This window comes from Dehalococcoidia bacterium (assembly GCA_035574915.1).
In the GTDB taxonomy this organism is placed as follows: domain Bacteria; phylum Chloroflexota; class Dehalococcoidia; order DSTF01; family WHTK01; genus DATLYJ01.
Genome location: DATLYJ010000044.1, coordinates 18,463 through 33,044, shown reverse-complemented (window position 1 = coordinate 33,044; position 14,582 = coordinate 18,463). Strand labels below are relative to the sequence as shown.

Below are 14,582 nucleotides of genomic sequence, written 5' to 3'. Positions count from 1 at the left end.
TCGAGGACGTGACGGACGATGGCGGGGGCTTCGCGGCCGCCGCCCCGTGGCCCCTTTCGGAGCTCACGGCCCTCGGCCCCTGCCGCGGCGGCGTCGAAGGCGCGCCAGCAGGCGTCGAGGACGGCGAGGAGGCGGCGGAGGGCGCCGGAGTCGACGGGCGCGGCGTCGGCGGCCGGGGGCACCTCCGGCGCGCCGAAGTCGGTGCCGGCGCCGCCCTGTAGGCGCTCGGCCACGACGAAGTCCGTCACGGCGGCGGGCGGGGTAAAGTCGAGGCCGGCGCGCTCGAGAGCGCGGGAGTAGCGGTGGGCGGCGGCGAGGAGGGCCTGGAGGGCGGCGTCGTCGCTACGGCCGGAGCGACACCAGCCGGGCCAGTCGAGCGCGCCGGCGAAGACGCGCTTCGCGCCGACCTCGAGGTATACGGCGGTGCCAGGGGTGGCGGGCATGCAGCGCTCCGGGTGTGATTGTCGCGCGCGGCGCAGCGGGGGAGGCTAGACGGCGGTCGGGGGCACGTACTCGCCCCAGGTGCGGCGCAGGGCGCCGCAGATCTCGCCCAGCGTGGCGTAGGCGCGCACGGCCTCGAGGATGGGCGGCATGAGGTTGTCCTCGCCCCTGGCGGCTTCGGCGAGGCGCCGGACGGCGGCTTCGGCGGCGGCGCTGTCGCGCTGGGCGCGCAGGCGGGCGAGGCGCTCGAGCTGGGTGGTGACGAGCTCGGTGTTGACGCGGAAGATGGTCTTGGGCGCCTCCTCGCCGTCACGGAAGCGGTTCACGCCGACGATGACACGCTCGCCGGACTCGATCTGGCGCTGCTGCTGGACGGCGGCCTCCTGTATCTCGCGCTGCATGTAGCCGGCCTCGATGGCGGCGACAGCGCCGCCCATGTCCTCGATGCGGTCGATGTACTCCTGGGCGCGGTTTTCGAGGGCGCTTGTAAGGGCCTCGACGTAGTAGGAGCCGCCGAGGGGGTCGACGGTGTCGGTGACACCGGTCTCGTAGGCGATGATCTGCTGGGTACGGAGGGCCATGCGCTGCGCTTCCTCGGTGGGGATGGCGAGCGCCTCGTCATAGCAGGACAGGGCCATAGACTGGACGCCGCCGAGGACGGCGGCCAGGGCCTGGATGGCGGCGCGGACGATGTTGTTCTCCGGCTGCTGGGCCGTGAGGGTTGCGCCGCCAGTCTGGGTGTGCGTCCTGAGCATCATCGAGGCGGGGTTCTGCGCGCCGAAGCGCTCCTTCAGGAGGCGGGCCCACATGCGGCGCAGGGCGCGGTACTTCGCGACCTCTTCGAAGAAGTTGTTATGGGTGTTGAAGATCCAGGAGATGCGCGGGGCGAACTCGTCGATGCCGATGCCCTGGCGGAGGACGGCCTCGATGTAGGCAATGGCGTTGGCGAAGGCGAAGCCCATCTCCTGGGCCGCGGTCGAGCCGGCGTCGCGGATGTGGTAGCCGCTGATGCTGATCGGGTTGAATTTCGGGACCTCGCGGGCGCAGTAAGCGATGAGGTTGGCGGCGAGGCGGAGGGAAGGGGCGGGCGGGAAGATGTAGGTGCCGCGGGCGACGTACTCCTTGAGGACGTCGTTCTGGGCCGTGCCGTTTATCTGGTCGGGCCGCACGCCCTGCTTTTCGCCGGCGACGATGTACATGGCGACCAGGACTGCGGCCGGGGCGTTTATCGTCATGGACGTGCTGACCTGGTCGAGGGGGATGCCGGCGAAGAGGTCCTCCATGTCGGCAAGCGAGTCTATGGCGACGCCTACCTGGCCGACTTCGGGCGTGGCGATGGGGTCGTCGGAGTCGTAGCCGATCTGCGTGGGGAGGTCGAGGGCGAGTGAGAGCCCGGTCTGGCCCTGGGAGAGGAGGAACTTGAAGCGCTCGTTGGTCTCCTGGGCGGTGCCAAAGCCGGTGTACTGACGGAAGGTCCAGTGACGGCCGCGGTACATGGTCGGCTGGATGCCGCGGGTGTAGGGGTATTCGCCGGGATAGCCGATGTCGCGGTTGTAGTCGATGTCCGCGATGTCGAGCGGGGTGTAAAGGCGGTTCACGGGGACGGAGCCGGTGGTGAACTCCGCCTGCCGCTCCGGGAAGCGCTTGATGGCCGGTTCCAGGACCTCCGCTTGCCAGCGCTCCAGTTCTCTGCGGATAGCCTCGTAGTCGCCGTTTCTCGCCATAGTCCCTTCATTTTGCTGCGACCCACGGCCGGACTCAAGCCGCGACTGTGCGGGGACCAGGACATCCTGTACACCCGGGAGGGAGCCAGGCGGTACGCTAGAACCAATGCTGCGCCTGGTGTTGGCGGCGATGGCGGCCCTGGGCCTCTGGGCCTGCGGCGACGGGGGGATGCCGGGGACGACACCATCGCCCGGAGTGGCTCCGACCGAGCCGCGCGCTGCTACGGCGACGCCGGCGCCCACGCCGGCGCCGCCTACGCCGGCCCCGGCGATGGAGGCGCGCTTCCACTTCGAGCAGGTGGACCCTGGCGACCAGGCGCTGATCCGCGCCGGCATCGAGTACGCGGCGGCGTATCTCTGGGAGAGGGCGCGAGTCGAGCCGCCCGAGGTCAACGTCTTCGCGAGCAGCGACCTTGGCGCGCTGGCGCGCGAGTTCGCGGAGTTCACCGGTCCGGGCGGGACGCCCGCGGGCCTGTTTGCCCGGCGGATCAGCGGCGGCGTGGCGGAGGCGCAGATGGGGGCGGTGTTCGTGTTTACGGGGGCTCCCGCCTGGGTGGAATCGAACGCGGTGCAGCGGGTGCGGGTGGTGGCGCACGAGTTCGCGCACATCGTGCAACTGCACCTGATGGGGGAGGAACTGGCGCGGCGCTTTTTCACCCGGCAGGCGACGGAGCCGCAGTTCGAAGGGCCGAGCTGGCTCATCGAGGGTACGGCCGACCTCGTGAGCTGGCGGTCGATGGAGGCGGCTGGCTTCACGCGGCTGGCGGACCACCTGGAGCGCATCTCACCTGGCGCAGCGGCGTCCGGCCTGCACCCGCGGGAGATGGAGCTATTCGTGGACTACCTCGGCGGCGGTGCGGACTCGATGGACGTCTCGCTGCTCGCGGCCGAGCTTCTGCTGCGCGGGAAGGACGAGGGGGTGCTGGTGCGCTACTTCGAGCGAATCAGGGCGCGCGCCGGCTGGCAGCAGGCCTTCGCGGAAGCATTCGGGGAGACGCCGCAGGCCTTCTACGCCCGGTTCGAGGCGCACCGGGCCGCGGGCTTTCCCCGGCGGTAGGGGGGCGGGAGGCTCAGAGCCGGCCTCAAGGGCGCGGAAGGCGTCGGGCCGAACACGGGGAGTGGAGGCCGGCGCGGCGGCTAGCGGCCGGCGAGGCCGAGGGCGTCGGCGGCGGACTTCATGGCCTCGATGGTCTCGGCGATGTGGGCATCGAGGTCGACACCGAGCTGGGCAGCGCCGTTGACGATGTCGTCGCGACTCACGGCGCGGGCGAAGGCCTTGTCTTTCATCTTCCTGCGCACGGACGGGACATCGACTTCGAAGATGCTCTTGTGCGGCTTCACGAGGGCGCAAGCGACCAGGAAGCCGCTGAGCTCGTCGACGGCGAACAGCGTCTTCTCCATCAGGCTCTCCCGGGGTACGCCGGTGTGGTCGCCGTGAGACTCCACGGCCCGGGCGATCAGCTCCGGCCAGCCGCGCTCGCGGAGGATGCGGGCGCCGGCGAAGGCGTGGGTCTCCAACGTGGGGTTTTGCTCGAAGTCGAAGTCGTGCAGCAGGCCGGCTATGGCCCACGTCTCTTCGTCCTCGCCGGCTTTGCGGGCGAAGTGGCGCATCACGGCTTCGACGGCGAGGGCGTGCTTGCGCAGGCTCTCGCTGCGGGTGAACTCGCACAGCAGGTCCCAGGCAGCCTGGCGGTCGAAGGCGGGCATTGCGGGCCTATGATGGCAGGCGCTCCGGGCCGGGTCTAGGAGTCTTCGGGCAGGTCGATAGGGGGGAGGAGCGGCATTTGCTCTTCCGCGGGCTGTATGACCTCGGTGGCCTTGTGGTCAGGGGCGCTGCGCAGCAGGACGGTGGGCACGACGGAGCCGGTGGCGACGACGTGAAGGACCCAGACCGCGAAGACGAGGTTCAGGACCAGGTCGACGGGCGAGAGACGGCGCAGGCGTCGGGGCCATTGGCGCATTGTCCTGCGATTATGGCGCGCCGCCAGGCGAAAAGCTATAGCTTAGCCCGATAGCCGGCGCTGTCCACTCCTATGGCAAGGCCTTCGAGCCCGACCCGGAGGCGCGCTTCCATTGCGGCAGCGGCGCGGAGTAGAGTAGGGCATCCGCAGCGCCCCGGACCGGCGCCAAAGAGGCCAATGCAGACACAACGGGCGGTCGTCATCATCCCGACGCGCAACGAGCGCGAAACGATCGCCGAAATCATCTCGCTGGTGCTGGAGCAGCAGGCGCGGCTGCCGGGCATCGACCTGAACCTCCTGATCGTCGATGGCGACTCCAGCGATGGCACCATCGAGTACGTCTCCGAGCTCAGCCACGCCGACCCGCGGGTGCACCTCATGGTCCTGGGCCAGCGGGGCCTGGGGCTGGCCCTGCGCCAGGCATACGAGCACGCGGTGGGGGAACTCGGCGCGGACTACATCGCGCAGATGGACGCGGACCTTTCGCACGCGCCCTCGCACTTGCCGGACCTGCTCTGGGCGCTGCGCGATGGCGCCGACCTCTCGATCGGTTCGCGCTACGTGGAGGGCGGGGGCACGGTCGGCTGGCCGCTGAGCCGCCGCATCCAGAGCCTGGTGGCGAACCGCTTCTGCAGCCTGGCGTCCGGCTTCGCGGAAGTGCGGGAGTGGACCTCGGGCTACCGTGCGTTCAGCGCTGACCTGTACCGGCGGCTGGACCAGGAGGCAATCGCGCACAAGGACTACACCGTGCAGGCGGCGCTGGTGCTGGCGGCGCTGCGCGCCGGTGCGCGGGTGCAGGAAGTGCCGATCACGTTCGTGAACCGCAGGTGGGGGAAGTCTAAGCTGCCGCTGTTCGGGTACACCTTCCACCTGCTGAAGCATTTCGCGCTCGCCCGCTTCCGCAGTCCCGGGCGCGCCGGCCGGCCGTGGCCCCTTCGCGTCCCCAGGTAACCGCGGCCGTCTGCGCCTACAACGAAGCGGGCAGCATCGGCCAGCTGCTGGAGACGCTGCTCGAGCGCGACGCCGGCTCCTTCGACGAGCTAATCGCCGTCTCGTCCGGGAGCAGCGACGGGACGGACGAGATCATCGCCGGATTTGCGGCACGGTACCCGAAGCTCGTGGCGGTGCGCGAGCCGGAGCGGCGGGGCAAAGCCTCGGCGGTGAACGAGGCGCTCGCGCGGGCGTCCGGGGAGCTGGTGCTGCTCATCGATGGGGACTGCCTGCCGGCCGAGGGCTGCCTGCAGGCGCTGCTCGCTTGCTTCCAGGACGAGCGCGTCGGCGGCGCCGGCAGCCGCAACGTTGTCGTGAACGGGGATGCGGGGGTAGTGGCGCGGGCCTCCGCGGCGATGTGGGAGATGCATCACAAGGTGTGTCTTTCGCGCCCGGTCCTCGGCGGGGACATCATCGCCTTCCGGAGGGTGGTCGAGTCCATCCCGGCGGGCGCGGTGAACGACGACTACGTGATCGAGGCGGCGTTGAGGTCGCGGGGCTACCGCATCGCCTACGCGGCGGAGGCGCGGGTGTTGATGCGCGCGCCCGAGACGGCGCGGGACTTCCTGCGGCAGCGCCGGCGCATCCATGCCGGCTTTCGGGCGGAGACGCGCCGGGGACTCGTGAAGGCCACGCAGGACCCGCGCCTGGCGGCCCGGGCGGCCTTTGACCTTGTGCGGAGGGAGCCGCGGCGCGCGGCCGCGGTCGCGGCGCTGCTGGCGCTCGAGTTGGCCGCAAGGGTGTCAGTCGTAGCCGATGCCCTGGCCGGGCGGAGCGCGTACTATAGTGCCTGGGAACCGGCCCCGACGACGAAGGGCCGCCTTCCCGAATACGACAGCCGGGAGAGGGCTCCCTGATCTCGCGCTCCGCACCGGGATTACCGCAGGCTGGCGCCGGCCAGCCGCAGGTGAGGCTCATAGGCGAGCACTATGCCGCTTCCCCGCGGCTGTTCGCGATCAACGTCTGGCGATACAGGGAGCTGCTGGGCCACCTGGTGATCAGGACCCTCAAGGCTCAGTACAAGCAGTCCCTGCTGGGGTACTCGTGGCTGCTCGTCAATCCGCTGGTGCAACTGCTGACCCTGACTTTCGTGTTCTCGACGCTGCTCAAGACGCCGAGCCAGGGCGTGCCCTTCGCGCTGTTCCTGTACGCGGGGCTGCTGCCCTGGCTTTTCTTTTCCTCCGCCGTGCTGGCATCGAGCGAGTCGGTGCTGGGCGCCTACAACCTGGTGACCTCTGTCTACTTCCCGCGCGAGCTCCTTGTCGTCGCGGCCGTGCTCTCGCGGGTGGCGGACCTGCTGGCCGGGTCGGTGATCTTCGTGGCGCTGCTCCTGTATCACGGTTACATGCCGGACGCCTCCATCGTGTGGTTGCCGCTGGTGTTCGCCCTGCAGATGCTGTTCACGATCGGGCTGGGCCTGCCCGTGGCGGCGCTGAACCTGTTTTTCCACGACGTGAGGTTCCTGGTAGGCGTCGGGCTGAACCTGTGGTTCTTCGTGACGCCGGTCATGTACCCGCCCGATGTCGTGCCCGACCGGTACAGACTGCTGTACGACCTGAACCCGCTGGCGCGCTTCATCGCGTCCTACAGGGGCTATGCTTTCGCCGGCGAGTCGCCCGACCCGGAGAACCTCCTCGTCGGCGCAGCGATGGCCGTGGCGATGCTTGTCATCGGCTTCTACTTGTTCAAGCGGCTGGAGCCTCACTTTGCTGACAGGATCTAGGCCGGCAGGATGGCGATAACAACGGAGCCGGCGGTCGCGTCCGGGGCTCCCGGGGCAGGGGAGCCGGCGCCGGCCGTCGAGTTCGTGGACGTGGGGAAGCGATTCCGCCTGCGCGACGGGCGGACGCTGGCGGAGTTCGTGCCGTCCCTGCTGAAAGGGCGGGCGTTCACACCGCCGTTCTGGGCGCTGCGCCACGTCTCCTTCGAGGTCCGGCCGGGGGGGACGCTCGGCATCATCGGCCGAAACGGGAGCGGCAAGAGCACGCTGCTGAAGCTGATCGCCGGCGTCACGGCGCCGACCGAGGGCCGTGTTGCCGTGCGCGGCAGGGTGGCGCCTTTGCTGGAGCTCGGGGCCAGCTTCCACCCGGACCTGACGGGGCTGGAGAACCTGTACCTCGAGGGCTCCATCCTGGGACTGAAGAACTCGGAAATCAGGGAGCGGATCTCAGAGATCGTAGACTTCGCGGAGATGGCTCCGTTCCTGGACACGCCGGTGAAGCGCTATTCGTCGGGCATGTACGTCCGGCTGGCGTTCTCGGTGATCGTGCACAGCGACCCGGATGTCCTGCTGGTGGACGAGGCGCTGGCCGTGGGCGACGGGGCCTTCCAGGAGAAGTGCCTGGCGAAGATGGCGGAATTGCGCCGCGCCGGGGTCACCGTCCTGCTAGTGAGCCACTCGATGGACCGGATCAGCGCCTTCTGCGACCGGGTCCTGGTCCTGGAGAGAGGGTCTCTGTTCTTCGAGGGCGAGCCCCGGGCGGCGATCGCCGAGTACGAGAGGCTGTTGGCGGCCCAGGGCGACGCGGCACCAGGCCCCGGCACAGGGGGGCGGCCGTGATGGCCGGCCACGACGGCAACCGGGCGAGACTGGCGCTCAGCCTGGCGGCGTTCAATTCCGGCCGCGTGATCGAGTTGGGAAAGACGGACAGGCCGGTGCTGATGATCTGTTTCGGGCAGGAGACGCAGGTGGGGATCGAGGCCGTGGAGGCCGTGGCGCGGGAGATATACCCCAGCGACCGGCGGCTGATCATCGGCCACGTGATCGACCTCCACAAGATACCGTCGCTGCTCCGGAAGATCGCCGAGAACGTGCTGGGCGGCGAGCACGCGAAGGCGGTGGCGGCGCTGCCGCCGGGAGCGGCGGCGGAGGACTACGTGGTGATGCTACCGGACTGGGATGGCTCCCTGGTGAGCGCCCTGGGGCTCGAGGATGCGACCAAGACGCTCGGCCTGGCCCTGGTCGAGCCCGACGGCCTGGTGGCGTGGCGCTATCAGGGGGAGGCGCCGGCCGAGGCGGTGCGCGCCGAGCTGGAACGGCGACGCGAGGAGTACCGGCGGTCGCGCTGAAGCGCTAACGCGGGTGCTTGCGCAGGTAAAGGAAGAGGGCGGCAATCGACTTGGCGTCGACAATCGCGCCCTCGTCGATCCGGGCCAGGGCCTCCTCGATGGTGAGCGGTTCGACCTGAATGTCTTCATCGTCGTCGGCGTGGGCGTCTCTGGCCGGAGTGAGGCCCGTGGCGGCGTAGGCGTGCATGTACTCGGTGCAGAAGCCGGGCGCGGTAAAGAAGCTGCCGAGCATCTCCAGCGAGCCGGCCTCGAAGCCGGTCTCTTCGGCCACCTCGCGGCGGGCGCAGGCCTCCGGGGCCTCGCCGCGCTCCAGCGTGCCGGCCGGGAGCTCCAGCAGTTCACGGTCGACGGCGTAGCGGTACTGGCGGACCCAGAGAAGGCGGCCCTCGCTGTCGACGGGCACGAGCACGACGGCGCCCGGGTGCTCGACGACCTCGCGGCGGACGTTTTCGCCGTCGGCGACTTCGATGGTGTCCACGCGCAGGTTGACCACGCGGCCGCGGTAGATGTCATGGGAGCCGACGAGGACGGGGAAGCGCCTCAATTGTCACCACCTTGCCCGCGCGGCTCGCCCTCTGGAGGCGCGGAGCGCAGGTCGAGGGTGAGGGCGATCTCGTTGCAGCTGGGGAACTTTGGGCAGCGGTAGCACTCGTTCCAGACCTTGCGGGGCAGGGTCATCACATCGGCCACCTGAAAGCCGAGGCGCTCGAAGAAGGCGGGCCGGTAGGTGAGGGCGAAGATGCGTTCAAGGCCCAGGGCGCGGGCCTCGTCGATGCAGGCCTGGACGAGGAGGGAACCAACGCCGCGCCCCTGGGCGGCCTCGGCCACGGCCAGCGACTTCACCTCGGCCAGGTCCGACCACATTAGGTGGAGGGCAACGCAGCCGAGGAAGCTGCCGTCCGGCGCGCGGGCCACGAAGAAGTCGCGCAGGTTCTCGTAGACCTCGCCCATGGTGCGCGGCAGCATGTCGCCGCGCTGGGCGAAGAGGTTCACGAGGTCGTGAATGTCGCGGGCGTCGGCGAGTGTGGCCTTGAGCGTTACGGCGGCTGCTGGACTTGTGCGCACCATGATGCCAATCAGACTAACAAAGCCGCGCGCTGGCGTCTCTGCCCCTAGCTGAGCAGGCGGCGCGGCAGCGGCTCTGCCTTGCCGGCCGGCCTGTGCCAGCCGAGGCGTGCTGCCATGCGCAGGTAGAAGTCTGTGCGGTCGTGGAAGCGGAGGAAGCGGGCGTGGTAGGGGCTAATACGGGCGACGACGGTGTCATGCTCGTGCAGTTCGAGGTCGCTCTCGCCGTCGACGCTGAGGACTGCCTGCTGGCGCGGCTCCAGGGTGACATGCACGACCTCCGTCTCGGCGAGGACGACCGCGTGCTGGGCGGCAAGGTGGGGGGCAACCGGCACGACGACGATGTCGTGGGACTCGGGTGGCAGGATCGGGCCGCCGACGGAGAGGGCGTAAGCCGTGCTGCCCGTGGCGGTGGCGACGATCACGCCATCGCAGCGATAGTCGGCAATCCGCACGCTGTCGACATCGACGGCGAGCTGGATGGCGCGGCTGAGAGTGGCGCGGCCGATGACGATCTCATTCAAGGCGTGGAAGACCTCGCCGGAGCCGGGGACGGAGGCCTGGAGGAGGGCGCGCTCTTCGATGCGGCCGCCGCCCGCGAGCACTTCGTCCAGGCGGCCTTCGACCTCGAAGCTCTCGAGTTCGGTCAGGAAGCCGAGGCGGCCCATGTTCACGCCCAGGATCAGGGGCTCCGCTTCGATGGCGAGGCGAGCGCAGCGGAGCACGGTGCCATCGCCGCCGAAGCACATCACAAGGTCGCTGGCGGCGACGCGGTCATGGTCGCGCTCCTGGGAGAGGTCGGTCATCCAGGTATCGACGCCGCGGCTGGCGAGGAGGGCTTCGACCCTGAGCGCGAGGTCCCGCGCCTCATCGGAGCTGGGATTGTAGGCGAGGCCAATGCGTCGCGGGGGGCGGCGAGCGGTCACGGCTGCGCCTCCGGGGCGCGAAGGTGGAGGAAGAACTCTTTGTTGCCGGCGGGACCGAGCAGGGGCGATGTAGTAAGCCCAAGCAGGCGGTAGCCGCGGCCGACGCACCAGGCGATGATGCGCCCGAGGATGGCGGCGTGGACGAGCGGGTCTTTCACGACGCCGTTCTTGCCGACCTCCTCGCGCCGGCCCTGGAACTGCGGCTTCACCAGGGCGACGATCTCGCCGCCGGGCCGGAGCGACCGGGTGATGGCCGGCAGCACCTTCTCGAGGCCGATGAAGGAGACGTCGACGACGGCGAGGTCGCAGGGTTCGGGCAGGGGCGGGAGGTCACGCACGTTGGTGCGCTCCATGACGACGACGCGCGGGTCCTGGCGGAGGCGGTAATCGAGGAGGCCGTAGCCGACGTCGATGGCGTAGACCCTGGCGGCGCCATGCTGAAGGAGGCAGTCGGTGAAACCGCCGGTGGAGGCGCCGGCATCGAGACAGGTGAGCCCCTCGACATCCAGGGCGAAGGCGGTGAGCGCGTGTTCGAGCTTTTCGCCGCCGCGGCTCGCGTACCGGGGGCGGCGCTGGACCTCGATTGCGGCTGACGGGGGCACGAGGGCGCCCGGCCTGGTGACGGGACGGCCATCGACGCGCACTTCGCCGGCAAGGAGGGCGGCGCGCGCCTGCTGGCGGCTCTCGAGGAGGCCGCGCTCGACAAGCAAGGCGTCGATGCGCTCTTTGGCCCTGGTTGCGGGCGGTGTCATGGCAGCAAGTATAGAAGGCGGCCTCGAACGGGGCGACCGCGGCAGCGGAGGCGTGGCCTGATGTGACGAGAGCGGGATGTGAGCGGGGCCGCGGCAGCGGCATAATGCTGGCATGGACTGCAGACCAGTCCTGAGGCGGCTGGGCCTGGCCGGCGTGATCGCAGCAGCCGTGGCGGCGACGGCCCTGGCCGCGGCCTGCGGCGGCGATGGCGGCGATGCGAGCGGCGTCAGCGCCCAGGAGGTCCTTTCGCGGGCGGCGCAGCGGTTTGCGAGCGTCAAGACCTTTCACTTCCGCCTGGAGCATGAGAACGGCGCGACGCAGATCGTGTTCGGCCTGGGGATCGACACGGCGGAGGGGGACTTCGTGCTGCCGGACCGGATGTCAGCGGAGGCGCGGGGGAAGCTGGGGCCGGCGACGGTGAGCGTGCGCCTGGTGGCGATCGGCGACAGGACGTGGGTGACGAACCCGTTCTCGCGGCAGTTCGAGCGGGCGCCGGGCTCCGTGCTCGACATAATCGACCCGGCGGCGCTGGTGGCCGCGGTGGCGCGATCGCTGCGTGACGCGAAGGTCGAGGGGAGCGATAGCGTCGATGGCGTCAGGGCGTACCGGGTCAAGGGTTCCATGCGCACCGATGACCTCGCCGAAGGCCTGAGCTTCGGCGAGCCGGGACGGACGGTGGAGGTTGAGGTCTGGGTGGGGCGGGACGACAGCCTGATCCGGCGGGCGCGGCTCAAGGGGCCAATGGCCGCGGGCGAGGCGGACAACATCGTGCGGCAGCTGAGCCTCTCGCGCTACGACGCACCGGTCACCATCGAAGAACCCAGGTGAGCGTGCTGGAACGGGCGGCCGCGTGGGCGCTGACGCTCGGCGCGGTTACGGGCGCCCGCGCCGCCGCGGGGAGGGCGAGGGGCGTCGTGGCGGCAGGCCTCGGGGCGCTCGACAGGGCCTCGCAGCGGGCGATGGGGCTCGACGACGCGCCAGCGGCGAGGCTGGTGTCGCTGGCCGCGCTGGGCGTGTTCTTCGCGGCGGACGACCAGACCTCGGTTGTGGCCGTGCTGCCGAAGATGATCGAGGGGGTCGGCCTTCCCCAGGACCAGTTCTTTCGCGCGGCCTGGATCGTCAACGGCTACATCCTGGGCTACGTCGTCGCCATGCCGCTGATGGGGCGGGTCTCGGACGTCTTCGGGCACGGGCGCGTGTTCGCGGCGGCGATGGGCCTGTTCGTGCTTGGTTCGGCGTGGGTAGCCGTCTCGCCGGCGCTGGCGGACCTGCCGCCGTTCCCGTGGCTGGGGCTTTCGGATGACCTGACCATGCTGGCGCTGGCGCGGGGCGTGCAGGCGGTGGGAGGCGGGGCCGTCGTGCCGGTGGCGATGGCGATCGTTGCGGACACGATGCCGCTGGCGCGGCGAGCGTACGGGCTCGGGGCGATGGCGGCCGCGTCCGAAGCCGGGGGGCTGGTGGGGCCGGCGTGGGGCGGAAGCGTGGCGCAGCTTCTGGGCTGGCAGGGCGTCTTCTGGGTCAACGTGCCGATGTGCTTGCCGATCGCGGCGGGCACCTGGGGCCTCGCACGCCTGTCCGGCCCGGCGCGACGCCGGGGCCGGATCGACCTTACGGGCGCGGCCCTTCTGGGGGCGAGCCTGGTCTGCCTGACGGTCGCGTTGACGGACGACCCCATCGAGCCGCGGGCGGGCGGCGCGACGGCGGCGCTGTACGGCGCCGCGGCGGTCCTGTTCGCGGCGTTCGTGGCGCAGCAGCGGGCGGCCCGCGCGCCGCTAGTGGAACTGGGACTGTTCCGGCGCCTGCCGCTGGCAGCGGCATTCCTCACGAACGGGCTGGTGGGCGGGGCGTTGATCGTCGCCATGGTGAACGTGCCGCTGTTCACGAACGTGATCCTGAACGGGACGGCGATCGAGGGCGGGCTGAACTTGATGCGGCTCACGGTTGCCCTGCCGCTGGGCGCCCTGGCCGGCGGCTACGTGGCGACGCGGGCGGGGCTGGCCCCGACGGCCGCGGCGGCCGTGGTGCTGGCCGGCGTTGGCTTCCTGGGCATGTCGCGCTGGGGCGAGTCACCGGGAGACGTGGCCTTCACGGCGCCGCTGCTGATCGCCGGCCTGGGCCTGGGGCTGGTGATCGCGCCCGTGAACACGGCGGCGCTGGACCAGGTCGAAGAGGGCCAGCGCGCGACGGTCTCATCGCTGCTGACCGTGGTGCGCCTCATCGGCGCGCTCGTGGGGGTGGCGTTGCTTACCACGCGGGGCCTGGGCGGCTTCTACGCCGAGGCTGGCCTGATCCCGCTGGACGAGCCGAAGTACATCGAACTGCTGGTGAGCCTGGAGGTCGACGCCTTCCAGGACACCTTCCGGGTTACGGGACTGGTGTGTATGGCCACGGCGCTACCGGCGTTGCTGCTGGGGTGGAGGCGGCGGCGGCAGGCCGGCTAGCGGGCAGGGCAGACGGAGGAGGGCGCCGGCCGCTCGCTCCCTAAGCGCTCCGGCGGAGCCTTATCGCGGCGGCTTTGACCCTCTGAGGGGGGCGCCGATATGATCCGCGAAGATGGCTGAAGACTCCGCCCGGGCGATCGCTTCGCCGGCTGCCAGGCCAGCGTCGCTGCCGGGCTCGCTCCTCCGGCACCTCTCCGCTGTCGTCCTCTCGATGCGTCCCAAGCAGTGGACGAAGAGCGGCATCGTCTTCCTGGCGTTCATTTTCTCCGTCAACCAGCACTGGACGCCGGAGGAGCCTTCGACCTGGGACCACCTGGTGCTGCGCGCGCTCCTGACGGCGATCGTCTTTTCGCTGGCGTCGGGGGCGGACTACCTGGTGAACGACATCAGGGACAGGGAGCAGGACAGGCTGCACCCGAGGAAGAGCCGCCGGCCGATAGCCTCAGGGCAGCTTGCGCCGGGGGCGGCGTGGGCCTGGGCCCTGGCCCTGAGCGCCGTCGCCATCGGCGGCGGCTTCCTGATCGATTGGCGGACGGGCGCCGTGGTCGCCGGCTACCTGGCGTTGATGCAGCTCTACACGTACTTCCTCAAGCATGAGGTGATCCTGGACGTGATGGCGATCGCGGCGGGCTTCGTCCTGCGGGCGGTCGCCGGCGCTTACGCGATCGACGTACCGATCTCGCCCTGGCTCTACGTGGTCACGGGGCTCGGGGCGCTGTTCCTGGCGATCACGAAGCGCCGGGCGGAGGTGATGCTCCTCCAGGACGGCGCCGGCGAACACCGGCGCACGCTGGAGCACTACAGCCTGGCCTTCCTGGACCAGATGACGGACATGGTGACGGCGTCCACCGTGATCGCCTACGCGCTATACACGTTCACGGCGCCGAACCTGCCCGACAACCACGCGATGATGCTGACCGTGCCCTTCGTGATCTACGGGCTGTTCCGCTATCTTTACCTGTCCCACGTCAAGAACGAGGGCGGCAGCCCGGAGGAAGTGCTGCTCAAGGACGTGCCGTTGCTGCTGACGGTGATCGGGTGGGTGGCGACGTCGCTGGTGGTGCTGACCGCGTACAGGTAGGCTGGCCCAATCCCGGCAGTCGAGCGTAGAGGCCTCGACGGAGGCTCGGGGAGGCCCTCGCGCGGCAAGGAAGGCCCTGGCGCTGGTGGCGTGAGGGCGGCCGCGCCGCAGGGCGAGCTTCTGGCGCGGGA

General features: G+C 70.3%; 17 protein-coding genes. 9 read left to right on the top strand and 8 right to left on the bottom strand.

Annotated features, from left to right (window positions below; all coding sequences use genetic code 11):
• Positions 1 to 443 (bottom strand): hypothetical protein (locus VNN10_03880; protein HXH21145.1); only part of this gene is annotated, 443 nt, incomplete at its 3' end.
• Between the two features lie 45 nt (positions 444 to 488).
• Positions 489 to 2,165 (bottom strand): methylmalonyl-CoA mutase family protein, encoded by a 1,677-nt coding sequence (locus tag VNN10_03875; protein HXH21144.1) that lies wholly within the window; start codon positions 2,163 to 2,165, stop codon positions 489 to 491.
• A gap of 106 nt (positions 2,166 to 2,271) precedes the next feature.
• Between VNN10_03875 and VNN10_03870 the strand changes: the two genes are divergently transcribed.
• Entirely contained in the window at positions 2,272 to 3,222 is a 951-nt protein-coding gene (locus tag VNN10_03870; GenBank protein HXH21143.1) for a hypothetical protein, read from the top strand.
• Positions 3,223 to 3,302: 80 nt separating this feature from the next.
• Here the strand turns inward: VNN10_03870 and VNN10_03865 are convergent, their stop codons facing one another.
• The gene (locus tag VNN10_03865; protein ID HXH21142.1) at positions 3,303 to 3,872 is read right to left on the bottom strand and encodes an HDIG domain-containing protein; all 570 of its coding nucleotides are present in this window, start codon (positions 3,870 to 3,872) and stop codon (positions 3,303 to 3,305) included.
• A gap of 35 nt (positions 3,873 to 3,907) precedes the next feature.
• Entirely contained in the window at positions 3,908 to 4,126 is a 219-nt protein-coding gene (locus tag VNN10_03860; protein ID HXH21141.1) for a hypothetical protein, read from the bottom strand.
• Between the two features lie 177 nt (positions 4,127 to 4,303).
• On the opposite strand from VNN10_03860, the gene VNN10_03855 reads away from it, so the two are divergent.
• The 5 genes from VNN10_03855 to VNN10_03835 are packed head-to-tail and all read left to right on the top strand — an operon-like array spanning position 4,304 to position 8,185.
• Complete coding sequence (locus VNN10_03855; protein HXH21140.1) at positions 4,304 to 5,077, top strand: glycosyltransferase; 774 nt, start codon at positions 4,304 to 4,306, stop codon at positions 5,075 to 5,077.
• Complete coding sequence (locus VNN10_03850) at positions 5,053 to 5,973, top strand: glycosyltransferase (protein ID HXH21139.1); 921 nt, start codon at positions 5,053 to 5,055, stop codon at positions 5,971 to 5,973. Before VNN10_03855 ends, VNN10_03850 begins: the two co-directional genes overlap by 25 nt.
• A gap of 50 nt (positions 5,974 to 6,023) precedes the next feature.
• Positions 6,024 to 6,839, top strand: a complete 816-nt coding sequence (locus VNN10_03845) for an ABC transporter permease (protein ID HXH21138.1) — start codon at positions 6,024 to 6,026, stop codon at positions 6,837 to 6,839.
• A gap of 9 nt (positions 6,840 to 6,848) precedes the next feature.
• Positions 6,849 to 7,676 carry an ABC transporter ATP-binding protein gene (locus tag VNN10_03840; protein ID HXH21137.1) on the top strand — a complete coding sequence of 276 codons (828 nt, stop codon included), beginning with the start codon at positions 6,849 to 6,851 and terminating at the stop codon, positions 7,674 to 7,676.
• A complete protein-coding gene (locus tag VNN10_03835; protein HXH21136.1) occupies positions 7,676 to 8,185 on the top strand; it encodes a hypothetical protein in 510 nt (169 codons plus the stop codon). The genes VNN10_03840 and VNN10_03835 overlap by 1 nt, the downstream gene beginning before the upstream one ends.
• Before the next feature lie 4 nt (positions 8,186 to 8,189).
• On the opposite strand, the gene VNN10_03830 is transcribed toward VNN10_03835, so the two are convergent.
• Genes VNN10_03830 through VNN10_03815 form a run of 4 tightly spaced genes read right to left on the bottom strand, consistent with a single transcriptional unit; the run spans position 8,190 to position 10,928 of the window.
• On the bottom strand, positions 8,190 to 8,729 hold the full coding sequence (locus VNN10_03830) for an NUDIX hydrolase (GenBank protein HXH21135.1): 540 nt from the start codon (positions 8,727 to 8,729) through the stop codon (positions 8,190 to 8,192).
• Positions 8,726 to 9,253 (bottom strand): N-acetyltransferase, encoded by a 528-nt coding sequence (locus tag VNN10_03825; protein ID HXH21134.1) that lies wholly within the window; start codon positions 9,251 to 9,253, stop codon positions 8,726 to 8,728. Before VNN10_03825 ends, VNN10_03830 begins: the two co-directional genes overlap by 4 nt.
• A 44-nt stretch (positions 9,254 to 9,297) precedes the next feature.
• Positions 9,298 to 10,176: an NAD(+)/NADH kinase gene (locus tag VNN10_03820; GenBank protein HXH21133.1), complete on the bottom strand. Its 879-nt coding sequence runs from the start codon at positions 10,174 to 10,176 to the stop codon at positions 9,298 to 9,300.
• Positions 10,173 to 10,928 carry a TlyA family RNA methyltransferase gene (locus VNN10_03815; protein ID HXH21132.1) on the bottom strand — a complete coding sequence of 252 codons (756 nt, stop codon included), beginning with the start codon at positions 10,926 to 10,928 and terminating at the stop codon, positions 10,173 to 10,175. Before VNN10_03815 ends, VNN10_03820 begins: the two co-directional genes overlap by 4 nt.
• A 112-nt stretch (positions 10,929 to 11,040) precedes the next feature.
• Between VNN10_03815 and VNN10_03810 the strand changes: the two genes are divergently transcribed.
• From VNN10_03810 to VNN10_03800, 3 genes are all read left to right on the top strand, one after another.
• Positions 11,041 to 11,757, top strand: a complete 717-nt coding sequence (locus VNN10_03810) for an LppX_LprAFG lipoprotein (GenBank protein ID HXH21131.1) — start codon at positions 11,041 to 11,043, stop codon at positions 11,755 to 11,757.
• Positions 11,754 to 13,370 carry an MFS transporter gene (locus VNN10_03805; protein HXH21130.1) on the top strand — a complete coding sequence of 539 codons (1,617 nt, stop codon included), beginning with the start codon at positions 11,754 to 11,756 and terminating at the stop codon, positions 13,368 to 13,370. The genes VNN10_03810 and VNN10_03805 overlap by 4 nt, the downstream gene beginning before the upstream one ends.
• A 112-nt stretch (positions 13,371 to 13,482) precedes the next feature.
• Positions 13,483 to 14,451 carry a decaprenyl-phosphate phosphoribosyltransferase gene (locus VNN10_03800; protein ID HXH21129.1) on the top strand — a complete coding sequence of 323 codons (969 nt, stop codon included), beginning with the start codon at positions 13,483 to 13,485 and terminating at the stop codon, positions 14,449 to 14,451.
• Positions 14,452 to 14,582: the final 131 nt, after the last annotated feature.

What these genes read in the sequence shown, in the direction of transcription:
- VNN10_03875 (HXH21144.1), bottom strand. Translation starts at nt 2,165, where the DNA reads ATGGCGAGAAACGGCGACTACGAGGCTATCCGCAGAGAACTGGAGCGC.
- VNN10_03870 (HXH21143.1), top strand. Translation starts at nt 2,272, where the DNA reads ATGCTGCGCCTGGTGTTGGCGGCGATGGCGGCCCTGGGCCTCTGGGCC.
- VNN10_03865 (HXH21142.1), bottom strand. Translation starts at nt 3,872, where the DNA reads ATGCCCGCCTTCGACCGCCAGGCTGCCTGGGACCTGCTGTGCGAGTTC.
- VNN10_03860 (HXH21141.1), bottom strand. Translation starts at nt 4,126, where the DNA reads ATGCGCCAATGGCCCCGACGCCTGCGCCGTCTCTCGCCCGTCGACCTG.
- VNN10_03855 (HXH21140.1), top strand. Translation starts at nt 4,304, where the DNA reads ATGCAGACACAACGGGCGGTCGTCATCATCCCGACGCGCAACGAGCGC.
- VNN10_03840 (HXH21137.1), top strand. Translation starts at nt 6,849, where the DNA reads ATGGCGATAACAACGGAGCCGGCGGTCGCGTCCGGGGCTCCCGGGGCA.
- VNN10_03835 (HXH21136.1), top strand. Translation starts at nt 7,676, where the DNA reads ATGGCCGGCCACGACGGCAACCGGGCGAGACTGGCGCTCAGCCTGGCG.
- VNN10_03825 (HXH21134.1), bottom strand. Translation starts at nt 9,253, where the DNA reads ATGGTGCGCACAAGTCCAGCAGCCGCCGTAACGCTCAAGGCCACACTC.
- VNN10_03815 (HXH21132.1), bottom strand. Translation starts at nt 10,928, where the DNA reads ATGACACCGCCCGCAACCAGGGCCAAAGAGCGCATCGACGCCTTGCTT.
- VNN10_03810 (HXH21131.1), top strand. Translation starts at nt 11,041, where the DNA reads ATGGACTGCAGACCAGTCCTGAGGCGGCTGGGCCTGGCCGGCGTGATC.
- VNN10_03800 (HXH21129.1), top strand. Translation starts at nt 13,483, where the DNA reads ATGGCTGAAGACTCCGCCCGGGCGATCGCTTCGCCGGCTGCCAGGCCA.